This window comes from Nocardia sp. 149-1B (genome assembly GCF_057747975.1).
The window spans coordinates 2,876,841-2,900,065 of the sequence record NZ_CM173233.1 but is presented as its reverse complement, the minus strand read 5'-3'; the positions used below and the strand labels follow the sequence as shown (position 1 = coordinate 2,900,065).

Genomic DNA, 23,225 nt, shown 5'->3' with positions numbered 1-23,225 from the left:
CCACCACCTAGGAGAACCACATGATCCGCGTAGGGATCATCGGCTGCGGCCGCATCTCGGACCTGCACGCCAACGCCTACCTCGCCCACCCCCAGGCGACGATCGTCGCGGTCGCCGACCCTGACGCCGACAACCGCGACGCGCGCGGGGAGGCCTGGGGCGTGCCGGCGTCGGCCCGCCACGAGGACTATCGCGACCTGCTCGCTCGCGCGGACGTCGACGCGGTCGAGATCCTCGTGCCCCACCACCTGCACTCGGCGATCACCCTCGACGCGATGGACGCCGGCAAGCACGTCTCCCTGCAGAAGCCGATGGCGCTCTCGCTCGACGAGGCCCGGGCGATGGTGGTGCGCGGGGCTGAGCGCGACGTCGTGTTCAAGGTCTTCGAGAACTTCGTCTTCTACCCGCCGGTCGTGCGCGCCAAGGAGTTCGTCGACAACGGCGAGATCGGTGACGTGCTGAGCATCCGCATCAAGTCCAACGCCGGCTGGAGCCCGACGGAGTGGAGCGTGCCGGCCGCTGCCGCCGCCTGGCGGGTCGACCCGGACAAGTGCGGCGGCGGGCCGCTCGTCTTCGACGACGGGCACCACAAGTTCGCCATCGCCTGGCACTTCCTGGGCTTAGCCGAGCAGGTGAACGCCTTCATCGGGTACTCGCCCGAGACGGGCCTGGACTCGCCGTCGATCGTCTCCTGGCGCCACCCGGGTGGTGCCGTGGGCTCGCTCGAGGCCGTGCACTCACCCCAGCTCCGACTGCAGACCCAGCAGTACGCCCAGGACGACCGCGTCGAGATCACGGGCACGCGCGGCGTGATCTGGGTGACGCGAGGCCACGGGAGCATGCTCGACGTACCCCCGGTGGTTCTCTACCGGGACGGCGAGACCCGCGGCTTCAGCGACATGCAGACCGGGTGGGACGTGAGCTTCCTCGACTCGGGCCGGCACTTCATCGACGCGCTCCTCGACGGCTCGGCGCCGGCGCTGACGGGGGAGCAGGGGTGCGAGGTGCTCGCCTTCGCCCTCGCGGCCCAGGAGTCCGCTCGCGTCGGTGCTCCCGTGGCTCCCCAGACCATGAGCACCGGCGCCGTGCCGGGGCCCGGGCAGCGGGTGACGCGTGGCTGACTTCGTCGGCGCCTTGGACCAGGGCACGACGAGCACGCGGTTCCTGGTCTTCGCCCACGACGGTCACGTGGTGTCGACCGCGCAGCTGGAGCACCGCCAGCTCATGGCCCACCCCGGCTGGTTGGAGCACGATCCGGTCGAGATCTGGCACAACACCGTGAGCGTGGTCGAGGAGGCTCTCCGCCGCGCCGGTCTCACCGGTCGCGACCTCGCCGCGGTGGGGGTCGCCAACCAGCGTGAGACGACGGTGGTGTGGAACCCGCGCACGGGTGAGCCCTGGGCCAACGCGATCGTCTGGCAGGACACGCGCACGGCGGACGCGGTCGCGGCCCTGTCGCCCGCGCAGAGGGATCTGCTGCGGCATCGGAGCGGCCTCCCGCCTGCGGCGTACTTCTCGGGCACGAAGCTGCAGTGGCTACTGAACCGTGTGCCCGGGCTGCTCGAGGCGGCCGAAGCCGGCGAGGCCGTCTTCGGGACGATGGACAGCTGGTTGGCCTGGCACCTCACCGGGGGAGTCGACGGTGGCATCCACGTCACCGACGTGACGAATGCCAGCAGGACCATGTTCATGGACCTCGAGCGGCTCGCCTGGGACGACGAGCTGCTCGAGCACTTCGGGGTTCCGCCGCGGATGCTGCCGGTGATCAGGCCGTCCTCGGTCCGGGGCGGCTACGCCCAGACGGCCGTCGGTGGACCCCTGGGTGGCCACGTCCCGGTCGCCGCGATGCTGGGCGACCAGCACGCCGCCGCCGTCGGCCACCTCTGCCTGCAGCCTGGCGATGCCAAGAACACGTACGGGACGGGGAGCTTCCTGCTGCTCAACACCGGCGCCGAGCTCGTCCGCTCCCGCCATGGCTTGCTCTCGACCGTCGCGTACCAGTTCGGTGACGAGCCGCCGGCCTATGCGTTGGAGGGGTCGATCGCGGCGACGGGATCGGCGGTGCAGTGGCTGCGCGACCAGCTGGGCGTGATCCGCGACGCCGCCGATGTCGAGGCGCTCGCGCGGGAGGTGGACGACAACGGTGGCGTCTACTTCGTGCCGGCCTTCTCCGGCCTGTTCGCACCCCACTGGCGCGCGGATGCCCGCGGCGTCGTGGTCGGGCTCACGCGGCACAGCTCGAAGGAGCATCTGGCTCGGGCGACCCTGGAGGCGATCGCCCACCAGACCCAGGACGTGATCGCGGCGATGGAGCTGGACTCGGGCGTCGTGCTCGACGTGCTGAAGGTCGACGGTGGCGTCACCACGAACGATCTGTGCATGCAGATCCAGGCCGACGTGCTCGGCGTGCCGGTCGTGCGGCCCGCGATCACCGAGACGACAGCCCTGGGGGCGGCGTACGCCGCGGGCATGGCAGTGGGGTTCTGGACGTCGTTCGACGAGCTTCGTCGCTCGGAGCGCTCCGAGACGCGGTGGGAGCCGCGATGGAGCGCCGGGCGGCGCAGCTCGGCGCGTGAGGAATGGGGACGTGCGGTGGACCGCACCCTGGGGTGGGAGTCAGCGTGAGTCACGAGGATGCCGGAGCGTGGGGGCCGCGTGAGCGCCAGGAGGCGTTCGCGGCCTTGAGGACGGCGGAGCTCGACGTCCTGGTCGTCGGCGGCGGCGTGGTGGGCTGCGGCGTCGCGCTGGACGCCGCCACCCGCGGGCTGCGCGTCGGGCTGGTGGAGGCCGGCGACTTCGGCAGTGGCACCTCGAGCCGGTCGAGCAAGCTCATCCACGGAGGGCTGCGGTACCTCGAGCAGCTCGACGTCGGGCTGGTCCGCGAGGCCCTGCGCGAGCGCTCCCTCATCCTGGGCTCGCTCGCCCCGCACCTGGCACGCCCGGTGCCGTTCCTCTACCCCCTGACGCACCACGGCTGGGAGCGTCTCTACGTCGGCACCGGCGTTCTGCTCTACGACACGCTCGGCGGCCGCCACGGCGTGCCGGGCCACCGCCACCTGGGCAAGCGACACGCGCTCCGGCAGTTCCCGGGCCTACGTCCGGAGACTCTCGTCGGCGCGGTGCGCTACTTCGACGGGCAGGTCGACGACGCCCGCTACACGCTCTTCCTCGCCCGGACCGCCGCGCGCTACGGCGCCGTGTGCCTCAGCAGTGCGCGCTCGCAGGAGCTCATCGAGGAGGACGGCCGGGTCGTCGGCGCCTGGATCCGCGACGAGGAGTCCGGCGAGCGTCACGCAGCGCGGGCCCGGCACGTCATCAACGCCACCGGAGCGTGGACCGGTGAGACCTTGGCCGGCGCCGGCCGGCCAGCACCGTTCTCCGTCCGCGCCTCCAAGGGTGTGCACCTGGTCGTGCCGCGTGACCGCATCGAGGCGACGGTCGGCATGATCAGCCGCACCGAGAAGAGCGTCTTGTTCATCATCCCCTGGTACGAGCACTGGCTGGTCGGCACGACGGACACCCCGTGGCAGGTCGAGGGCTGGAGGGCGGTCGCCACCGGGCGCGACATCGACTACCTCCTCGACTGCGCCAACCGGCTCCTGCGGGTGCCCCTCTCGAGGGCTGACGTCGTCGGCGTCTACGCCGGGCTGAGGCCCCTGCTCGCCGGGGACACGGACGAGACCACGCAGCTCTCCCGCGAGCACGCGGTGGCATCGCCCGTTCCGGGCCTGACGGTCGTCGCGGGCGGGAAGTACACGACGTACCGGGTGATGGCCCGCGACGCGGTCGACGCGGCCCTGGCCGAGCGGGCCGCGACGGTTCCGGCGTCCTGCACGGAGCGGATCTCGCTGCTCGGCGCCGAGGGCTACGACGCCGCGTGGAACAGCCGCCGACGGCACGCCGCCGCCAGCGGGTTGTCCGTGGACCGCCTCGAGCGGCTCCTCCACCGCTACGGGACCCTGACGAGCCAGCTGCTCGACCTCGTGCGCGTCGACCCGAGACTCGCCGAGCCGGTCCCCGGAGCAGAGGGCTACCTCGCGGCCGAGATCCACTACGCCGCGTCCGCGGAAGCCGCCCTCCACCTCGACGACATCCTCGTGCGCCGCACCCACATCGCGATCGAGACGCGTGACCGCGGCCGACGGGCAGCACAGAGCTGCGCCGAGATCGTCGCGCCGGTGCTGGGCTGGGACGACGCGACGGCCGCGCGCGAGGTAGGTGCCTACCGCGCACTCGTGGATGCCGAGGTCGAAGCCGAGGCGGCCTCGGACGACGCCGCGGCCAGTGCAATCCTGGCGCGCGCCGTCGGCGGCAGGGGTGCGCTCGCGCGCTCGTGACCTTGGGCTCTGGCCGTCGCACTCCCGAAGCGGGACGCTCGAGGCGTGTCGAAGACCCGGGGCCGGCGGGCCTGGCTCCCGCCACGGTGGTTCGTGAGGACCTTCTGGCACGCCCACCGGGCGCTGGTGCGGCGTACCGACGGCAGGCGCGGGCTCTGGCTGCCGAAGAAGGACGGCTGGGGCGCGCTGCGGCTCACCACGACCGGTCGCCGCACCGGCCAGGAGCGGCAGGTCGTGGTCGGCTACTTCGAGGACGGTCCCGACCTCGTGACGATGGCGATGAACGGCTGGGGTGCGGCCGAGCCCGCCTGGTGGCTGAACCTCCAGGAGGAGCCGCACGCGGTGGTGCAGACCAAGGACGGCACCCACCTGGTCCGGGCGCACCGGGCCGAGGGAGCAGAGCGCGAACGGCTCTGGGCCCGGTGGGCCGAGCTGGACAAGAACCTGGACGCGTACGCCGCCCGCAGGCCGGGCGAGACCGCCGTCGTGGTGCTCGAGAAGGTCGCTGAGCACCAGGACTGACCCGGCCGGAGAATCGCTCCCGACCTGCGGGAGGGCGGTCGCGCGGGGTCAGAACCTCAGCACGAACCGGCCGCGGAAGCCGCCGTGCTCCATGCGCCGATGCGCCTCCGGCGCCTCCTCGGGCTGGAGGACCGCGGTGGCCCGCGGGGTCAGCACGCCGTCCGCGACGGCGTGCCCGAGCGCGTCGAGCTTCGCGTGCGCGTGGTACTCGTCGTCGACCCAGGCAGCGGCGTACCTGATGCCGCGAACCGGCTCGCCGATCCACCGTCGCAAGGAGACGAAGACACCCTCGTCTTGGAGGGCCGGCAGGACCTTCTCGTGCAGCAGCGCCGTGTCGGCGACAGCGTCCACGCCGCCCGGAACGACCGCGCGGATCTCGTCCGCCACGCCGTCACCGCGCGCGACGACATGGTCGGGGCCCAACGACCTGACCAGGGGAGCGTCGTGCGGCGCAGCATCGGCGACCACGACCAGCCCGCGCGACTTCGCGAGCTGGACGAGGTAGTTGCCGACCACTCCAGCCGCCCCGGTCACGGCGAGAGTCTGGCCGGCTCGCAACGAGACGAGCTCGAGGATCTGCAGGGCGGTGAGGCCGTTCATCGGCAGGGTGGAGGCTTGCTCGAACGACACTCCCTCGGGGATCTCGGTGAGCGTGTCGTCCGGGGCGAGGAGGTACTCGGCGTACGCACCTCCTCGCGCGGAGATGGGTCTCGCCATCGCCATCACCCGATCACCGACGGCCCAGCGGCTGTCGGCGCCCACCACGTCGACCTCGCCCGCGGCGTCCATCCCGGGGACGTACGGCGGGCGCAGGTCGCCGACGCCGAACAGGCCGGCGCGGAACGCGATGTCGGTCGGGTTCACCGCCGCCGCCCGGACTCGGATGCGGACCTCGCCGGGTCCCGGACGAGGATCCGGCGAGGTGTGGACGCCGAGGACCTGCGGCCCTCCGAACTGCTCGAACCCGATGACCTTCATGCGCTGTGCCCGCTCTCTCGACCAATGCCAACGCCAACGTTGGCGTTGGTTCGAAGGTAGCAGCCGGACCAACGTCACCGTTGGCTAGGTTGTCCTCGTGGCCCGCGATGTCGACCAGACCAAGCAGCGCCTGCTGGCAGCCGCGGCGGCGGAGTTCGCGGCGCACGGCATCGACGGGACGACGGTGACGCGCATCGCCGCGCTGGCGGGGGTCAACAAGGAGCGCCTCTACGCCTACTTCGGGGACAAGGACGCGCTGTTCGACACCGTGCTCACCGAGGCCCTCGAGGAGCTGTCTCGGGCGGTGGCCCCCTCGGGGCTCAGGTTCGAGGACCTCGGCGAGTTCGCGGGCCGGACCTTCGACTACTACGGCGAGCATCCCGAGCTCGCCCGGCTGCTGCAGTGGGAGGGGTTGCGCGGGGCCCCGCCGGTCAACGAGCAGGGCCGCCTGGCCCACTACCGGCGCAAGGTCGCGGCGACGGAGCAGGCGCAGCGCGACCGCGTCATCGACGCCGGCATCGACGCCGGCCACCTGATGTTCATGATCATCGGGCTCGCGGCCTGGTGGTTCGCGGTGCCACAGCTCGCCGCGATGCTCACGGGCGAAGACGCCGACGAGACCGGCGAGCGGGCGCGCCGGAGAGCCTTCGTGGTCGAGGCCGCGCAGCGCCTGGCCGGCACGGGACCGACCCTCGCCCCACACGAGGATCGACCCGGGCCCGCCGACTGACGAACGGGTCAGCCGACGGTCTCCTGGAGCCGTTGGGAGGTGGCGGCCAGGTCGTGGGCGGCGGCCCGGATGCCCTCGAGCTCGGCTCGGGTGGCACGGGACGCCTCGTCGACGAGCTCGAGGCGTACGCCGCCGCAGGCCGGGCGAGACCCCGGGATCACCGGCCGGCGGTGTTGCTCGCCCACACCGCCCGTGATCCGGCGTAGAGCACCAGGTTGCCGTCGCTCTGCACGACGAGCCGGTCGCCGCCCTTGTTGCAGGGGTCGGGGCTGGGCCGCCACAGCCAGTTGCCGCGCGCGTCGATGAGGGCCAGGCAGCCGTTGTCGTGCAGCTTGAGGTGATGGACCGCCTTGCCGTTGGTGCCGGACGCCCAGATGGCCGATGAGCCGTGGTAGAGCACGAGGTTGGCGTCGGACTGCATGACGAGCCGGTAGGCGCCGTTGCTCGACTGGAGCCACTGGCCCATGTCGAAGTTCTGGTTGCGGTAGAGGGTGTCGCCGCACACCGCCCAGTCGCCGCCGGGGATCCGGTCGATGTACTCGCGCCAGCGCACGGTGGCCGGGTTGCCGTACCGGTTGGTGAGGCAACCTTGCACCGAGGCGTTGGGCACCCAGTGCCGCACGCCACGGTCGTCGACGAAGTAGATGTCTCCGTCGGGGTGGCGGATGTAGCGGTTCTTGAACGTGTTGAGATCGAAGCAGTAGTCCCAGCCCGCGTCCCGGAAGGCGTTCACGTACTCCCGCCAGCGGGTGTCCACGACCGGGGTGCCCGCGCCCGTGCGGCAGTTGTAGGTGAACTCGTCGGGTATCCACGTCCGGGAGTCGTCGGCGTGGATGTAGTGCGCATCGCCGTCGGAATGACGGAGGATCTTGCCGCGCAGGTTCGCCTTGTTCAGGCAGTAGTGCCAGCCGACCTCGGTGATCGAGTCGATCAGGGCGTCGGTGGAGTTGACGACCGGCACGCCCCGGCCGACCTCGCAGTCCCAGGTCGGCGTGTCCGGCACCCACTCCTTGCGACCCTCGTTGTTGACGAAGTACGCCGACCCGTTGGGGCGCCGCACGATGCAGTGCCCACTCGGGTAGCCAGCCGTCCCAGCAGCGGTCAGGTCGTCGACGAAGTAGCGCGGCACTCCGGTGACGAGTCGGCGTCCCTCCGCCCGGTAGCAGGCGTACGAGGGTGCGTCGGGGATCCACCCCCGGGTCCAGTTCGCGTTGATGACGTACGCATCGCCGTCGTCGTGGCGGATGATGTCGCCCGGTCCGGCTCGGACGCACTTCGCGTCCTCGTACCGCTTCTGGGTGAGCCGGCCGACCGGCACCCGGTAGGGCCAGGCGCCGGCCTGGGCCGCCACGCACTCGTAGGTGCCGCCGTCGGGGATCCAGTGCAACCCGCCGCGCTTGTCGATGTAGACGCTGCTCCCGTCGCTCGCGCGGACCGCCTTGCCCTTCACGCCGTTCGCGTCGTAACAGCTGAAGGCCACGTTCGCGACTTGGGTGAGATCCATGACGTAGTAGCGGGGGACCTTGTCCACGACCGCGTGGTCGTTGACCGTGAGGCACTCGTAGGTCGAGCCGTCCGGGATCCACGACCTGGTCCAGTCGGTGTTCACGAGGTAGGAGTCACGGTCCGAGGTGCGGATGATGTCGCCGGGCTTGGCACGCACGCACGCGGCGGGCTCCTGCGGGTCGCCGAAGTTGCCGAGCAGCCGGCGGGGGATCACGTAGGGGTGGAGCGACTTCCCCTGCTGGGTGATGCACTCGTAGGTGCCCCCGTTCGGGATCCAGTGCGGGGTCCGGCGCAGGTCGACGTACCAGCTCGATCCGTCGTCGGCTCGCACCACGTGGCCTGCGGCGGCCGCCGGGTCGGCGCAGTCGAGCGTCGCGTCGGGGCCTGCGGGACGGTCCATGACGTAGTAGCGAGGAACTCCGAGGACCACGGCATGACCGTTGAGTCGCAGGCAGTCGTAGGAGTTGCCGTCGGGGATCCATCGCCGGACCCACCCGTCGGACACGAGGTAGGCGTCACCGTCCTTGGTCCGGATGATGTCGCCGATGCCGGCGCGCACGCAGGCGGCCGCCTCGGTCACCGGCAGGCTCTTCACGTCCGCGTCGACGACGGTCACCACGCGGGCGCCCTGCGCGGCGAGGCATTCGTAGACGCCCCCGTTGGGGATGGCGTGCCGGCCGCCACGCAGATCGACGTACCAGGCCGTGCCGTCCTCGCGCCGGGCGATGTTGCCGAGCAGCGAGGAGACGAGAGGCGGGGTGTCGGTGACATCGAGCGACACGGCGCTGGTGACGCGCTGGTCGGAGATGTCGGTGAAGCTCACGGTGAGGCTCCGTCGGCCCGCGCCGCCGGTCGGTACGCCGAACAGGCGGCCCGAGTCGGGGTCGAGCACGAGCCCCGGAGGGATCGACTCGGTCGTGACCGACCAGCGGCCGGAACGGTTGTCGGCAGTCGCGAGCCGCTGGTCGTAGCTCACCCCGATCACGGCCGGGGGGAGCGATGGCTTGATCGTGGGCTTGGTGAAGCACAGCTTCTTCAGGCTGGTCTTGGCGAAGTCGTGGGAGAGCTCCACGAGCTTCCACTCGCTGCGCCAGGCGTCGAGATGGAGGTCGGCGGCGACGGGCACCGCGGAGAAGACCTCGGCGCAGCCGCGTTCGGCCTCGACGGAGAACTTGGCCTTGATGCTCACCGAGACGCCGAGGCCGACCTTCTTGCCGCCTGAGCCGACGCCGCCGAACAGCTCGAGCTCGAAGCCCGTGGCGACGGACGCCTCCAGTCCGGCGGTGAGGTCGACGTCGATCGGGTCCGGGTCGAACGAGACGTCGAACCGCGGCGACTCGCCCTCCCTCTTCTCGAACGTCGCGACCAGGTGCCGTCGTTGCGAGACGGTTGCGGTGCCCTTGGCCGCCACGTCGAACTCGAACACCGGCCGGATCGCCAGCCGGATCGGCACCGGCCCGACCTGCCCGACCTTCTGGTCGAAGAGCTTCAGGTCGTTCTTCGCCTCGGGGGAGAGCTCGCAGTGGACGCCGAGCTTGACCTCCACCTTGAAGGAGATCGTGACGTCGCCGCTGACCTGGTAGTAGAGGTAGCGCGTGGGGTCATCGAAGTCGGCGTCGGCACCGAAGTCGGAGAACGTGATGTCGATCGGTACGACGTCGGGGTGGACGAACACGTCCGAAGCATTGAGCGTGTGCCGCCGGTCCTTCCGCTCGGTGCACGAGAACAGCCGCGGCTTGACACTCACGCGGGTGGTCACGGAGCGCTGCTCGAGCTCGGGCGTGAGAGTGCGGACGACCGGTCGCGCCGGTGGTCTCGTCGCGGTGCTGCCGGACGCCATCCATCCGGATCCCGGCGTGCGGGCTGTCTGCGCCGCCCAGGAGGAGACGGTGGTGGCGGTGCTGGCCGGTGCCGGCCCGCTCGCCGCAGGCGTCACGGCGCGTGCGCCCGGGGCCGCCGCGAGGAGTCCGGCAGCGAGCACGCTGCTCGTCGCGACGACCGCCGCGGACCTCAGCCTGCCGAAGGACCAGCCCATGACCCTCCCTCCCGGACGGAGGCTAACCGCGCGGACGGGGCGCAGCGGCGGGATCTCGGAGCATTCCTCGGCGGTCTGGACCGCGCGGCCGCGTGGTCGCTCGCCTGCATCGGTGGCGGCGAACCGTGAGCGGACCGGGCCGACCCTCGCCCCACACGAGGGTCGGCCCGGGTCCGCCGACTGACGAACAGGTCAGCCGACGGTTTCCTGGAGCCGCTGGGAGGTCGCGGCCAGGTCGTGGGCGGCGGCCCGGATGCCCTCGAGCTCGGCTCGGGTGGCGCGGGACGCCTCGTCGACGAGCTCGAGGGTCGCGGCGATGTCGCGGCCGCGGTCGGCGGCCTCGCCGATGCTGCCGGCGATCGCGGCTGTGGTGGCGGTCTGCTCCTCGACGGCACCGGCGATGGAGTTCTGGAAGTCACTGATCCGGCCGATGATCTCCTGGATCCGGCTGATCTCGGTGGCGGCCTCGGCCACGGCGTTCTGGATCGACTCCACCCGCGTCGAGATGTCCCCGGTGGCGCGGCTGGTCTCCTGGGCGAGCTCCTTGACCTCGCCGGCGACGACCGCGAAGCCCTTGCCCGCGTCGCCGGCCCGCGCGGCCTCGATGGTCGCGTTGAGCGCCAGCAGGTTGGTCTGCTCGGCGATCGCGGTGATCACCTTGACGACGTTCCCGATTTCGGCCGAGGAGTCGCCGAGGGCGCCGACCACCAGCGTCGTGCTGTCGGCGATCTCGACGGCCTCACCGGCGATCCGCGCCAGCGAGGCGGTGTTCTGGGCGATCTCGCTGATCGAGGCGCCCATCTGCTGGGTGCCCGCGGCGACGTGCTCGATGCCGGTGCTGACCTCCTGTGCGGAGCTGGCCGCCGCGGCGGTCTGAGCCGCCGTGCGCTCGGCGGCGCCGGTGATGCCGTCGCTGGTCTCCACGAGACTCGTCACCGCGGCATCGAGCTCGTGGGCGGCGGTGCTGACGCTGGCCGCGACGGCGGCGGAGCGGTCGAGCGTGCCGTTGAGGGCGATCGCGAGCTTCTCCAGCTCGTTGTGACCGCCACCCTCGGGCAGGCGGGTCGACAGGTCCCCGCTGCCGAGCAGTGCGGTGGCCGAGCGGATCGGCCGGACGATCGTGCGGCCGATGAGGAACGCCGCCGCCCCGACGACCGCGATGACGAGCAGGCCGGCGAGGAGCAGGGCCCGAGTCTCGCCCCAGGCGACCGAGCTGACGTCGTCGACGTAGATGCCCGAGCCGATCACCCAGCCCCAGGGCTGGTAGCCCGCGACGTAGGAGACCTTCGGCTGGGGCGCGTCGGCGCCCGGCTTGGGCCACTGGTACTCCACGAACCCGGCGCCCTTGTCGCGGACGACCTGGGTCATCTCGACGAAGAGCTTCTTGCCGTCCGGGTCCTCGGTGCCGGACAGGTCCGTGCCGTCGAGCTCCGGCTTGACCGGGTGCATGATCATCGTCGGCGTCATGTCGTTGATCCAGAAGTACTCCGTGCCGGAGTAGCGCAGCTGCTCGACCGCGGCGAGCGCGGCGGCCTGGGCGTCCTTCTCCGGCATCCGGCCGGCCTCGGCCTCCCCGCCGTAGTAGGTCACGATGCCCAGCGCCGTCTCGACCACGGACTTCGTGGCGTGCTTGCGCTCGGTGAGGATCCGGCTCTCCATCCGAGTGGAGGCCAGGGCGGCGAGGGCCCCGATGCCCACGGTGAAGAGCAGCACGATGACGATCAGCCGCGTCTGGATCGAGGCGGCCTTCAGTGACAGGCGTCGGGTCATACGAGTGCTATCGGCGCCTCCGGGCGGTCCTGAAGCATTTACGTGAACTGGGTCACATTACGGTCGCAACTTGTCCGCTTCGTAGCGCTGACGCGTGGACATGTCGAGTCCGACCGAACCGACCGTTGCGGCTTGTGCGAGACGACGAACACAGTTGGGAGCGCCGTTCCTTACGGTGAGCGCCATGACCAAGGAGACGAGCACCGCAGACAGCGAACTGGGCGTCGTCGGGGCCTGGATCGCCGACCAGCTGCCCGCCCTGATCGAGAAGTACCAGGTCCCCGGGGCGGCGTACGCCGTCCTCGCCGGCGGCGAGGTCATCGACGGCGCCGCGGGCGTGCTGAGCAAGTCGACCGGCGTGCCCGCCACCGCCGACTCGGTGTTCCAGATCGGGTCGATCACCAAGCTGTGGACGGCCACGCTGGTGATGCAGCTCGTCGACGAGGGCAAGGTCGACCTCGACGAGCCGGTCCGCACCTACCTGCCGGAGTTCGAGATCGGTGACAAGCACGCGGCCGCGAGCATCACCGTGCACCAGCTGCTCAACCACACCGCGGGGTTCGAGGGCGACATCTTCACCGACACCGGGGTGGGTGACGACTGCATCGAGAAGTACCTCGGCGTCCTCCACGACGTACCCCAGCTGTTCGCACCCGGCGAGCGCTTCTCCTACAACAACGCCGGCTTCGTCGTCCTGGGCCGCCTCGTCGAGGTGCTGCGCGAGAAGTCGTACGACGACTGCCTGCGCGAGCACCTCTTCGCGCCGCTCGGGCTCACCCACGCCGCCGCCAGCGTCTACGAGGCGATCACGTTCCGCGCCGCGATCGGCCACATCGAGCACGAGCCCGGCCAGCCGGTCCAGCCCGCGCCGATCTGGGCGATGGCCCGGTCGAACTCACCGGCCGGCTCCATGCTCGCGATGAGCCCGCGTGACCTGCTCAGCTTCGCGCGGATGCACCTCGAGGACGGCCGGGCCGCCGACGGCACCCAGGTCCTGGCGCCCGGCACCGCCGCCCGGATGCAGGCCCGCGAGGTCGGCCTGCCCTACCTCGGCATCATGGGCACCTCGTGGGGACTGGGCTTCGAGCGCTTCGACGTCCCCGAGGGCGACATCGTCGGCCACGACGGCAGCACGATCGGCCAGTACGCGTTCATGCGGATGGTGCCGGGCACCGGCGTCGCGGTCGCCGTGCTCACCAACGGCGGCGACGCCATGGCGCTCTACCACGACATCATCGGCCACGTGATCGAGCAGCTCACCGACACCCGGCTGCCCGGCCTCCCGACCCCGCCGACCGACCCGGAGCGCATCGACGCGAGCCGCTACGTCGGCACCTACTCCGCCGACGTGATGGACCTGGTCGTCACCCAGGACGACGAGCGGCGGATCTGGATCGAGCTGATCCCCAAGGGCGAGATCGCCGAGATGGGGGCCCAGCGCGAGATCACCGAGTTCGTGCCGTTCGGCGAGGACAGCCTGATCCCGCTCGAGGCCGACCGCGGCATGCACCTGCCGCATGCGTTCGTCGGCGACGACGGCGAGGGCCACGCCCTGTACCTGCACGTCGGCCGCGCCATCCGGCGCGCCGGAGCCTGACCCCCTACCCGGAGGACACCGTCATGAAGCTGACCGCGACCGCTCTCGGCCTGTGCGTCACCACCGCCCTGCTCGCGGGCTGCGGGGGGAGCGACGATCCGGGCTCCACCAAGAGCGGCGGAGGCGACACCAAGTACGCCGACGGCGGCACGTTCACCATGGCGATCGCGGGCGACCCCGGCAAGCTCGACCCGCAGTCCTCCGCCAGCACCCAGCTGTTCGTGGTCAACCAGCTCGGCTACGACCCGCTCGTCTCCGTCGACCCCGACAGCGGGGAGATCCAGTCGGCGCTCGCCACCGATTGGAAGGTCGACGGCAAGACCGTCACGCTCACCCTCGCCGACGGCATCACCTGCTCCGACGGCAGCAAGTTCACCGCGACCGCGGTGGCCGACAACATCGCCTACGTCGGTGACCCGAAGAACAAGAGCCCCTATCTGGGCACGTTCCTGCCGCCCGGTGCGACCGCGAAGGCCGACGACGCCGCCGGCACCGTCACGATCACGCTCGCCCAGCCCGCGCCGTTCGTCCTCAACGGGCTCGCGAGCCTGCCCATGGTCTGCGAGTCGGGCATGAAGGACCGCAAGGCGCTCGCCAACACGACCGAGGGCACCGGGCCCTACGAGCTGACCGAGGCCGTGCCCGGCGACCACTACACCTACAAGATCCGGGACGGCTACACCTGGGGTCCGAACGGCGCGACCACGGCCGAGCAGGGCCTGCCCGACACCGTCGTGATGAAGGTGATCCAGAACGAGGGCACCTCCGCCAACCTGCTGCTCTCCGGCGAGATCAACGCCGTCTCGATCCAGGGACCCGACGTCAAGCGCCTCGACGCCGCCAACCTGTTCGTCACCAAGACCCCGGCCATGGTGGGGGAGCAGTGGTACAACCACGACGACGGGCACCCGACCAGCTCCGCCGAGGTCCGGATGGGCCTGACCCAGGCTCTCGACCTCAAGGAGCTCGCCTCGGTCGCGACCGCCGGCGAGGGCGCCCCCGCGACGACGCTCGCGGCGATCCAGCCGGTCTCGTGCCCCGGTGACTCGATCTCCGGCGCGCTGCCGGCCCAGGACGTCGACGCCGCCAAGGCCGCGCTCGCGGGACAGAAGTTCACGTTCCTCTACTCCAGCTCCGCAGGCACGGCAGTGGCTGCGGCCGCCGAGCTGGCCGTGCAGGAGTGGGAGGCGGCCGGCGCCACGGTGACCGCGAAGCCGGTCGACGAGACGGCCCTCCAGGGTGCGATCTTCGGCACCGGCGACTGGGACATCGCCTGGGTCCCGCTCAACGTCAACAGCCCCGACCAGCTGGTGCCGTTCCTGTCCGGCCCGGGTCTGGCCGACGGCGGCACGAACTTCTCCGGCATCGACAACCCCGACTACGCCGCCGGGGTGAAGCAGGCGAGCACGATGAACGGCACCGAGGGCTGCGACACCTGGCTGAAGGCCGAGTCGTCGCTCGTCTCTGCCGCGGACATCGTCCCGTTCGCCAACAACCTGGTGAAGACCTACGGCAACGGTGCCGAGTTCGAGTACCCCGGCCAGTTCGTGCCGACCAGCATCCGCATGCTGGCGAAGTGAGCTGAGTCGTCGATGACGTTGGCGAGCTCGGTCGCCGCTGACCCACGGGTGGGAGCGACGTCCCACCCGTGGGTGCGCTTCGGCGTACGCCGGCTCGGGCGGCTCCTGGTCTCGCTGTGGGTGCTGGTCACCGCGTCGTTCCTGATGATCCACCTGATCCCGGGTGACCCGGTGCGCGCGGCCCTCGGCCCGACCGCCCCGGCGTCGCTGGTCGCGGCGCGACGCGCGGACATGGGCCTGGACGACTCGCTGCTGGTGCAGTACTGGCACTACCTGCAGCACCTGGTCACCGGCGACTTCGGGACCTCGATGATCTCCCAGCTGCCGGTCTCGCAGATCGTCTCCCAGCGCCTGCCCGCCACCCTGCAGCTCGCCCTGCTGGCGTTCGTGGTCGCGATCGCCGTCGCGGTGCCCCTCGGGGTGGCGATGGGCGTGCTCACCCGCCGCGGGCACGGCCGGCGCACCGAGCTGGCCTTCACCACCAGCAGCGTGGTCGTGGGCATCGTCCCCGACTTCCTCGTCGGCGTCGGTCTCGTCTACGTCTTCGGCGTCAAGCTCGGCTGGCTGCCGGTCGCCGGCAACGCGAGCCCCAGCGCCTACGTGCTGCCGGTGCTCTCGCTGGCGATCGGCCCGGCGGCCATCCTGGCCCGCATCGTCCGGGTCGAGATGGTCTCGATCCTCGAGGCGGACTTCGTGCGCACCGCCCGCGCGAAGCGGCTGCCCGCGCGCACGATCTATCTCGGCCACGCGCTGCCCAACGCGCTGACCGCGTCGCTGACCCTCGGGGGCCTGCTGCTCAGCGGCATGGTCGCCGGCACGGTGCTGGTGGAGAACGTGTTCGCGTGGCCGGGTCTCGGCAGCACGATCGTGTCCTCGATCCTCAACAAGGACTACCAGGTCGTGCAGGCCATCGTGCTCGTGTACGGCGTGGGCGTGCTGGTCGTCAACACGCTCGTCGACGTCGCGCTCGCCCTGATCGACCCCCGCTCGACGATCCGGGAGGACTGACCGATGCTGCGCCGCTGGACGAGCGTGCTCCGCACCCCGCTGGGCCTGGCGGCGACCGCGCTGACGGCCGCCGTGCTGGTGCTGGCGGTGGTCGCGCCGATGCTCTGGACCGACGACGCGAACGCCGTCGACACCGGCAACATCCTGGCCGGTCCGTCGGGCGACCACTGGGCCGGCACCGACAACCTGGGGCGCGACATCTTCTTCCGCACCCTGGTCGCCACCCGGCTCTCGGTCGAGCTGGCCCTCGCGGCGACCGTGATCGCGATGGTGGTCGGCCTCGTGCTCGGGACGGCCGGCTTCGTGCTCGGCCGGCGCTCCAGCCGGCTGGTCAGCGCGGGCATCAACATCGCGGTCGCGTTCCCGGGCATCCTGCTCGCGCTGTTCTTCGCGGTCGTGTTCGGAGTGGGCGCGACCGGGGCGGTGCTCGCGATCGGGCTCGCGGGCGCCCCGGCGTTCGGCCGGCTGACCCACACGCTGGTGGCCGGCATCGCGTCTCGCGACTTCGTCTCCGCCGCACAGATCGCCGGGGTCGGTCGCCTGCGCATCCTCGTGCGGCACGTCCTCCCCAACATCGCCGAGCCGCTGGTCGTCAACGCCACCATCGGCGCCGGCGGCGCGCTGCTCTCCTTCGCGGGCCTGTCGTTCCTGGGCCTCGGTGTGCAGCAGCCCCACTACGACTGGGGGCGCCTGCTGTTCGACGGCATCAGCTCGATCTACGTCAACCCCGCCGCGGCGCTCGCGCCCGGCGCCGCCGTGCTCATCGCGGGCCTCGCGTTCAACCTGTTCGGTGAGTCCGTGGCCAAGGGCCTCGGCGTCGACGTGGTCGGTGGCATCCCGTCTCTCCCTGCTGTCCCGGTCGCGCTGTCCACCGGCGACGACGCCCGCGTCGAGGAGACCCGCCACGAGGACACCGACATGGTGCTCGACGTCCGCGACCTGGCGGTCACGTTCCCGGGCGCCCGCGGACCGATCCGCCCCGTGCGTGGCGTCAGCTTCGAGGTACGCCGGGGCGAGGCGGTCGGCGTGGTGGGCGAGTCCGGCTCCGGCAAGTCCCTGACCGCGCTGGCGATCTCACGGCTGGTCAGCGAGACGGGCCGCGTCGACGTGTCGCGACTCGAGCTGCTCGGCACCGACCTGCGCGCCCATGACTCCCGCGCCCAGCGCCAGCTGCTCGGCACCTCGCTGGCCATGGTCTTCCAGGACCCGATGACGTCGTTCAACCCCACCCGGCGGATGGGGGGCCAGCTCGCCGAGGTCGCCCGCCACCACCAGGGCATGGACCGCCGTACAGCGCTGGCCCGCGCGGTGGACCGCCTGGGCGCGGTCCGCATCTCCGAGCCCGAGCGTCGCGCGCGGCAGTATCCGCACGAGTTCTCCGGCGGCATGCGCCAGCGGGCGATGATCGGGATGGGTGTGATGGGCAACCCGGCGCTGATCATCGCCGACGAGCCGACCACTGCGCTCGACGTCACCGTCCAGCAGCAGGTGCTCGACCTCCTCCAGGCGATCCGCGCGGCCGACGGCGTCGCGCTCGTGCTGATCAGCCACGACGTCACCGTGGTCGGCGAGGTCTGCGACCGGGTCCTGGTCATGTACGCCGGCCGGATCGTCGAGGACCTGCCGGCGGCGGCCCTCGACGGCGGCGCCCTGCACCCGTACACGCGAGCCCTGGTCGCCGCGGTGCCCGACATGGACACCGACCTCGACCAGCCCCTGGCGGTGATCCCGGGCCGGCCGGTCGACCCCGCCGACGTGCCTCCCGGCTGCGCGTACGCCGCCCGCTGCCCGCTCGCGTCGGAGCGCTGCCGGGTCGAGGACCCCGCGCTCGTGCCGGCCGCACCCGGTCACCGGGTCGCGTGCTGGCACGCCGGCGAGCCCATCGACGTCGAGATCGCCGACCGCGAGGAGGTGCGGGTGCCGTGAGCGACCTGCGCTTCGAGGATGTCTCCGTCTCCTACGGCCGCGTCCGCGCTGTCGACCGGGTGAGCCTCACGGTGCCGGCGGGTCAGGTCGTCGGGCTCGTGGGGGAGTCGGGCTCGGGCAAGTCGACGTTGGCCCGCGCCGCCGTCGGCCTCGCACCGCTGACCGGTGGTCGCATCCTGCTCGACGGCCGGCCCGTGCCCACGCGAGGCCGCCGGCGTCCGCTCCAGATGGTCTTCCAGGACCCGTACTCCTCCCTCGACCCGCGGATGACCATCGGGGAGAGCGTCGCCGAGGCGATCCCGCCCGGCCGGTCGCGCGCGGAGCGGCGTGCCGAGGTCACCCGCCTGCTCGAGCTCGTGCACCTCGACCCGGGGCGCGCCGGCGTACGCCCCGCGCTGCTGTCCGGCGGTCAGCGGCAGCGGGTCGCGCTGGCCCGGGCGCTCGCGGGCGACCCCCAGGTCGTCATCGCCGACGAGATCACCTCGGCGCTCGACGTCTCCATCCAGGGTGCGGTGCTCAACCTGGTGCGCGAGCTCCAGCGCGAGCTCGGCCTCTCGATGCTGTTCATCTCCCACAACCTGGCGGTCGTCCGGTACGTCGCCAGCCACGTCGCGGTCATGCGCGACGGCGTGATCGTCGAGGAGGGCCCGACGGACCGGGTGCTCGCCGACCCCCACCACGACTACACCCGCGAGCTGCTCGCGGCCGTGCCCGGCTCCAGCTCCGGCTCCAACTCCAACCCCAGGAGGACCCCGTGACCCGACGGATGCGCATCGACGACCTCACCGACCTCGCGGTCCCGTCCCACCCGGTCCTCTCGCCCGATGGCGAGCGCGTGGCCTACGTGCTGCGCACGCTCGACCGGGCGGCCGACCGCAGCGTCGACGCGATCTGGACCGTCCCGACCGCCGGAGGCGCACCTCGCCGGTTGACGTCCGGACCGAGCGACACGGCCCCGGCGTGGTCGCCGGACGGCTCGCGGCTGGCGTTCCTGCGCGACGGGCAGGTGCACGTGCTGCCCGCCGGGGGAGCCGAGGGCGGCGACGCCGAGCGGGTCACCGACCTGCCCCTCGGCGCCGGCGTCCCTGCGTGGAGCCCGGACGGGGACCGCATCGCGTTCACCGCCTCGGTCGACCCGACCGACGGGGCCGGGCCGCTGGTCGCCGCCCGCCTCGACTACCAGGCCGACGGTGCCGGCATGTTCGGCGCGGTCCGCAGCCAGCTCCACGTCGTCGACGTCACGACCCGGACCGTCCGGGTGCTGACCCACGGCACCGAGCACGCCGGCCAGCCCGCCTGGTCGCCGGACGGCCGCACACTGGCGTTCACGCGCAAGGTCGGTGCCGACAGCGACCTCACGTTCCGCACCGCGGTGCACCTGCTCGACGTCGATGACCGCAAGGCGCAGCCGCGCCTGATCGCGCTGGCCCAGGGCGTCGCGGGCACCGTCTCGTTCGCGCGGGACGGCCAGAGCCTGCTCGTCGTGGGCTACCCGGGCGACCCCGTCGGCCACCAGCACCTGCTGCGCGTGCCGCTCGACGGCGGCGAGCCGGTCAGCCTCAGCGGTCACCTCGACCGCAACGTGATGGCCGGCGGGCCGGCGTACCCCGGCGGGCGACCGCAGGAGGACGGCGACGGCCGGCTGCTGTTCTGCCTGCGCGACCGCGGCTGCACCCACCTGTGGGCTCTCTCCGACCGGGGCGACGGCGTCGTGCTCGGTGGTGACGGGCGGGTCGTGTCCGGGTTGTCGGTCGTCGGCGGAACGGCCGTCGTCGTGATCGGCACGCCCACGTCGTACGGCGAGATCGTGGCGCTCGACCTCGCGAGCGGCACCGAGACCGTACTGACCGACCACGGCGCCAGCCTCGGAGACATCGAGCTCTTCGAGCCCGAGGAGCGGACCTTCACGATCTCCGACGGCACCGAGGTGCAGGCCTGGCTGGTCCGCGACCCCGAGCGACAGGGGCCGCGGCCGCTGCTGCTCGACGTCCACGGCGGCCCGCACAACGCCTGGAACGCCGCCGCCGACGAGATGCACCCCTACCACCAGGAGCTGGCCGCCCGCGGCTGGGCGGTGCTGCTGGTCAATCCCCGCGGCAGCGACGGCTACGGCGAGGCGTTCTACGACGGGGTCAACGGCGCGTGGGGCGTCGCCGACCACCGCGACTTCCTCGAGCCGATCGACGCACTGGTGGCCGAGGGCGTGGTGGACGCCGAGCGGCTCGCGGTGACCGGCTACAGCTACGGCGGGTTCATGACCTGCTGGCTCACCGGGCACGACGACCGGTTCAAGGCGGGCGCCGCCGGTGGGGTCGTCAGCGACATGACCAGCATGTACGGCACCTGCGACGACGGCGTGTGCATGAGCTCCTTCGAGCTCGGCGGCACCCCGTGGGAGCAGCAGGAGGCGTACGCCGCGATGTCACCGCTGACCCGGGTGCACCGTGTCGAGACGCCCACGCTGGTGCTGCACGGCGCCGCGGACCTCACCTGCCCGCTCGGCCAGGCCCAGCAGTGGCACACCTCGCTGCGCGGGCGCGGCGTCCCGACCGAGCTGGTCGTCTACCCCGACGCCTCCCACGCGTTCATCCTGCTCGGGCCGCCCTCGCAGCGGCTCGACTACGCCCACCGCGTGGTCGACTGGGTGGAGCGCTACACGCTGCACGACGGGCGGCCGCGTCTCGACATCGCGCACTGGCAGCGTCGTCTGGAGCGGCTGGCGGAGCGCCACGGCATCCCCGGCGCGCAGCTCGGGATCCTGCGCTACGACGCCGAGGGCGCGGACGAGATCGAGGTCGCGACGTACGGCCACCTCAACCTCGACACCCGGGCACCGGTCACCCCCGAGTCGGTGTTCCAGATCGGCTCGATCACCAAGGTGTGGACCGCGACCGTGGTGATGCAGCTGGTCGACGAGGGACTCGCCGACCTCGACGCGCCCGTCGTCGAGGTGCTGCCCGAGCTGCGGCTGGCCGACCCCGACGTGACCAAGCACGTGACGCTGCGCCACCTGCTCAACCACACCAGCGGAATCGACGGCGACGTGTTCACCGACACCGGCCGGGGCGACGACTGCCTGGAGAAGTACGTCGAGCTGCTCGGCGAGCAGACCCAGAACCACCCCCTCGGCGCGACCTGGTCCTACTGCAACGCGGGGTTCTCCGTGCTCGGCCGGGTCATCGAGAAGCTCACCGGCCAGACCTGGGACGAGGCGCTGCGCGAGCGGATCTTCACCCCGTTGGGGATGCGGCACGCGCTCACGCTGCCGGAGGAGGCGCTGCTCCACGCGGCGGCGGTCGGTCACGTCACCCAGGACGGCGTGAAGTCGACCGCCCCGATCTGGCAGCTACCCCGCTCGATCGGGCCGGCCGGGCTGGTCACCGCCAACGCCGCGGACGTGCTGACCTTCGCCCGGATGCACCTCACCGGCGGGCTCGCGCCCGACGGCACCCGGGTGCTGAGCGCCGAGTCGGCCGAGGCGATGGCCGCCCACCAGGCCGACCTCCCCGACAAGTACTCCCTCGGCGACTCCTGGGGCCTCGGCTGGATCCGGTTCGGCTGGGACGGCCGCCGGGTCTACGGCCACGACGGCAACACGATCGGCCAGGCCGCGTTCCTGCGGGTGTTGCCCGACGCGCCGACCGATTCTGGGGAGACCGGCGGCGGGCTCGCGGTCACGATGCTGACCAACAACGACGGCAGCCGCGACCTCTACGAGGAGCTCTACCGCGAGATCTTCGCCGAGCTCGCCGGCGTCGAGATGCCGCACCCGCTGACCCCGCCCGAGCCGCCGTTGGAGGACGCTGCCGGCGCGATCGCGCCGTACGTCGGCACCTATGAGCGGGCCGGGGTGACCATGGAGGTGTACGCCGGCGGCGACGGTCCGATGCTGCGCACCACGCTCACCGGGCCGCTGGCCGAGATGGTCCCCGACCCGGTCGACGAGCACGCACTGGTGCCCTACGCGCCGGGCCTGTTCCTGACCAAGCCGCCGGAGGCGGAGACCTGGTTCCCGGTGACGTTCTACGAGCTCCCGACCGGCGAGCGCTACCTCCACTTCGGTGCGCGGGCCACCCCGAGGGCCGGCTGATGGACCTGTCTCGGATGCTCGCCGACCTGCGCGAGCTGGTCGAGTGCGAGTCGCCGTCGGCCGACCTGGCCGCGGTCGCGCGCTCGGCGGACCTCGTCGCGAGGATCGGCACCGAGCGCCTGGGTGCCGATCCCGAGAGGATCGTCATCGAGGGCCGGACCCACCTGCGGTGGCGGCTCGGCGAGGGCCCGTCGCGGGTGCTCGTCCTCGGCCACCACGACACGGTCTGGCCGGTCGGCACGCTCGCCACGCACCCGTTCACCGTCGAGGGCGACGTGCTGCGGGGACCGGGCTGCTTCGACATGCTCGCCGGGCTGGTGATGGCGTTCCACGCGCTCTCCGGCCTCGACCTCACCGGCGGCGTCACGCTGCTGGTCACCGGCGACGAGGAGCTCGGCTCCCCGTCCTCGCGGGAGCTGATCGAGGACGAGGCCCGGGGTGCCGAGGCCGCGCTCGTGCTGGAGGCATCGGCGAGCGGCGCGCTCAAGACCGAGCGCAAGGGGGTCTCGCTCTACGAGGTCGTCGTCCGCGGCCGCGCCGCGCACGCCGGCCTGGAGCCCGAGTCGGGCGTGAACGCCACGCTCGAGCTCGCCCACCAGGCGCTCGCGGTCGCCGCGCTCGGTGATGCCGAGGCCGGCACCACCGTGACGCCCACGCTCGCCCGGGCCGGCACCACCACCAACACCGTGCCCGCCGGTGGGTCCTTCGCCGTCGACGTCCGGGTCCGCTCGATCGCGGAGCAGGACCGGGTCGACGAGGCGATGCGTGGACTCAGCCCGGTGCTCGACGGCGCGGTGGTCAGCGTGCTCGGCGGACCCAACCGGCCGCCGTTGGAGGCCGCGTCCTCCGCCGCGCTGCTCGACCGGGCCCGCGGCGTCGCCGTACTCCTCGGACTGCCCGAGCCCACCGCCGCGGCGGTGGGGGGCGCCTCCGACGGCAACTTCACCGCCGGCGTCGGCACACCCACCCTCGACGGGCTCGGTGCCGCCGGGGGAGGGGCGCACGCGGACGACGAGCACGTGCTGGTGAGCGAGCTCCTGGGCCGTACGGCGCTGCTGCGCGGGCTGGTCACCGACCTGCTGGCCCAGCCGACGAAACGCCTCGAGCCGACTGGTGCGGCACGACCATGACGACCCCGGAGAACCT

At 72.1% G+C, this 23,225-nt stretch carries 16 protein-coding genes; 12 read left to right on the top strand and 4 right to left on the bottom strand.

Annotated features, from left to right (window positions below; genetic code table 11):
* Positions 1 to 20 precede the first annotated feature (20 nt).
* The 4 genes from AC3ANS_RS13895 to AC3ANS_RS13880 are packed head-to-tail and all read left to right on the top strand — an operon-like array spanning position 21 to position 4,859.
* On the top strand, positions 21 to 1,121 hold the full coding sequence (locus AC3ANS_RS13895) for a Gfo/Idh/MocA family protein (protein WP_488292177.1): 1,101 nt from the start codon (positions 21 to 23) through the stop codon (positions 1,119 to 1,121).
* On the top strand, positions 1,114 to 2,625 hold the full coding sequence (gene glpK / locus AC3ANS_RS13890; protein WP_488292176.1) for a glycerol kinase GlpK: 1,512 nt from the start codon (positions 1,114 to 1,116) through the stop codon (positions 2,623 to 2,625). Before AC3ANS_RS13895 ends, glpK begins: the two co-directional genes overlap by 8 nt.
* On the top strand, positions 2,580 to 4,337 hold the full coding sequence (locus AC3ANS_RS13885) for a glycerol-3-phosphate dehydrogenase/oxidase (RefSeq protein WP_488292175.1): 1,758 nt from the start codon (positions 2,580 to 2,582) through the stop codon (positions 4,335 to 4,337). Before glpK ends, AC3ANS_RS13885 begins: the two co-directional genes overlap by 46 nt.
* Before the next feature lie 45 nt (positions 4,338 to 4,382).
* On the top strand, positions 4,383 to 4,859 hold the full coding sequence (locus AC3ANS_RS13880) for a nitroreductase/quinone reductase family protein (protein WP_488292174.1): 477 nt from the start codon (positions 4,383 to 4,385) through the stop codon (positions 4,857 to 4,859).
* Positions 4,860 to 4,907: 48 nt separating this feature from the next.
* On the opposite strand, the gene AC3ANS_RS13875 is transcribed toward AC3ANS_RS13880, so the two are convergent.
* Positions 4,908 to 5,837, bottom strand: a complete 930-nt coding sequence (locus AC3ANS_RS13875; protein ID WP_488292173.1) for an NADP-dependent oxidoreductase — start codon at positions 5,835 to 5,837, stop codon at positions 4,908 to 4,910.
* A 97-nt stretch (positions 5,838 to 5,934) separates the two neighbouring features.
* Between AC3ANS_RS13875 and AC3ANS_RS13870 the strand changes: the two genes are divergently transcribed.
* Positions 5,935 to 6,567, top strand: coding sequence for a TetR/AcrR family transcriptional regulator (locus tag AC3ANS_RS13870; protein WP_488292172.1), 633 nt, complete (start codon positions 5,935 to 5,937; stop codon positions 6,565 to 6,567).
* Between the two features lie 8 nt (positions 6,568 to 6,575).
* On the opposite strand, the gene AC3ANS_RS13865 is transcribed toward AC3ANS_RS13870, so the two are convergent.
* The 3 genes from AC3ANS_RS13865 to AC3ANS_RS13855 form a co-directional block, all read right to left on the bottom strand.
* On the bottom strand, positions 6,576 to 6,728 hold the full coding sequence (locus tag AC3ANS_RS13865; RefSeq protein WP_488292171.1) for a hypothetical protein: 153 nt from the start codon (positions 6,726 to 6,728) through the stop codon (positions 6,576 to 6,578).
* Positions 6,725 to 10,108: a putative Ig domain-containing protein gene (locus AC3ANS_RS13860; RefSeq protein WP_488292170.1), complete on the bottom strand. Its 3,384-nt coding sequence runs from the start codon at positions 10,106 to 10,108 to the stop codon at positions 6,725 to 6,727. The genes AC3ANS_RS13865 and AC3ANS_RS13860 overlap by 4 nt, the downstream gene beginning before the upstream one ends.
* 192 nt (positions 10,109 to 10,300) lie before the next feature.
* Entirely contained in the window at positions 10,301 to 11,878 is a 1,578-nt protein-coding gene (locus tag AC3ANS_RS13855; RefSeq protein WP_488292169.1) for a methyl-accepting chemotaxis protein, read from the bottom strand.
* Between the two features lie 184 nt (positions 11,879 to 12,062).
* Here AC3ANS_RS13855 and AC3ANS_RS13850 point away from each other — a divergent pair, with 184 nt between their 5' ends.
* The 7 genes from AC3ANS_RS13850 to AC3ANS_RS13820 are packed head-to-tail and all read left to right on the top strand — an operon-like array spanning position 12,063 to position 23,209.
* Positions 12,063 to 13,475, top strand: a complete 1,413-nt coding sequence (locus tag AC3ANS_RS13850) for a serine hydrolase domain-containing protein (RefSeq protein WP_488292168.1) — start codon at positions 12,063 to 12,065, stop codon at positions 13,473 to 13,475.
* 23 nt (positions 13,476 to 13,498) lie between these two features.
* Positions 13,499 to 15,055, top strand: a complete 1,557-nt coding sequence (locus tag AC3ANS_RS13845; protein WP_488292167.1) for an ABC transporter substrate-binding protein — start codon at positions 13,499 to 13,501, stop codon at positions 15,053 to 15,055.
* A 12-nt stretch (positions 15,056 to 15,067) separates the two neighbouring features.
* Positions 15,068 to 16,063 carry an ABC transporter permease gene (locus AC3ANS_RS13840; RefSeq protein WP_488292166.1) on the top strand — a complete coding sequence of 332 codons (996 nt, stop codon included), beginning with the start codon at positions 15,068 to 15,070 and terminating at the stop codon, positions 16,061 to 16,063.
* Positions 16,064 to 16,066: 3 nt separating this feature from the next.
* Entirely contained in the window at positions 16,067 to 17,989 is a 1,923-nt protein-coding gene (locus AC3ANS_RS13835) for a dipeptide/oligopeptide/nickel ABC transporter permease/ATP-binding protein (RefSeq protein ID WP_488292165.1), read from the top strand.
* Positions 17,986 to 18,747: an ABC transporter ATP-binding protein gene (locus AC3ANS_RS13830; RefSeq protein ID WP_488292164.1), complete on the top strand. Its 762-nt coding sequence runs from the start codon at positions 17,986 to 17,988 to the stop codon at positions 18,745 to 18,747. Before AC3ANS_RS13835 ends, AC3ANS_RS13830 begins: the two co-directional genes overlap by 4 nt.
* On the top strand, positions 18,744 to 22,079 hold the full coding sequence (locus AC3ANS_RS13825; protein ID WP_488292163.1) for a serine hydrolase: 3,336 nt from the start codon (positions 18,744 to 18,746) through the stop codon (positions 22,077 to 22,079). Before AC3ANS_RS13830 ends, AC3ANS_RS13825 begins: the two co-directional genes overlap by 4 nt.
* A complete protein-coding gene (locus AC3ANS_RS13820; RefSeq protein ID WP_488292162.1) occupies positions 22,079 to 23,209 on the top strand; it encodes a M20/M25/M40 family metallo-hydrolase in 1,131 nt (376 codons plus the stop codon). Before AC3ANS_RS13825 ends, AC3ANS_RS13820 begins: the two co-directional genes overlap by 1 nt.
* Positions 23,210 to 23,225: the final 16 nt, after the last annotated feature.